Raw genomic sequence first — 662 nt, 5'->3', positions numbered from 1 at the left:
CGTACCACCACCGATATCGACAACAAGAACGATGTCACCAACGTTCACTTCATCACGCCATGTGTCGTTGCTGTTATCAATCCAGCTGTAAAGAGCCGCTTGTGGCTCTTCTAGAAGCGTTAGGTGAGTGAAACCAACATTACGCGCAGCTTCTGCTGTTAGGTCACGAGCCGCAGGATCAAACGAAGCAGGAACCGTGATCGTTACATCTTGGTCTGCCAGTTTGTGTTCTGGGTTAGCGTGGTTCCAAGCATCTTTAAGGTGCTCAAGGTACAACTCAGTTGTCTTAAGCGGAGATACCTTTTCAACTTCTTCAGGGCTGCCTGCAGGAAGGAACGCATCACGACGGTTCACACCACCGTGGCATAGCCAAGATTTTGCACTTGCAACCAAACGGATAGGGGTTTTCGAACCAAGGTTACGCGCAATGGCACCAACCAGTGCTTTAGGTTCAGAAGACCAAGGTAGAACGCGAGAGCCCGCATTCATTTCATGTTCGTGCGGCTGGTATAGGAACGAGCCAAGTTGGCTGCGAGTTTCTACTGTACCTGGAGCCGTCAATTGAGGGATTGGCATCACCTCAACGCGAGCGTCTTCATTTGTTGTGTCGATGAAAGACAAAACGCAGTGTGTGGTACCTAAATCGATACCAACACTGAACT

1 protein-coding gene is annotated in these 662 nt (G+C 49.7%); it reads right to left on the bottom strand.

Features of this window, described 5'->3' with window-relative positions; translation table 11 throughout:
• On the bottom strand, positions 1 to 662 hold a 662-nt coding region (locus AB4496_RS26465; RefSeq protein ID WP_372132864.1), incomplete at both ends, for an Hsp70 family protein.

Source organism: Vibrio sp. 10N.222.46.A1 (assembly GCF_041473595.1).
GTDB classification, from domain to species: domain Bacteria; phylum Pseudomonadota; class Gammaproteobacteria; order Enterobacterales; family Vibrionaceae; genus Vibrio; species Vibrio tasmaniensis_A.
Note: the sequence above shows the minus strand (reverse complement) of the source record. Positions and strands in the feature narration are given on the sequence as shown.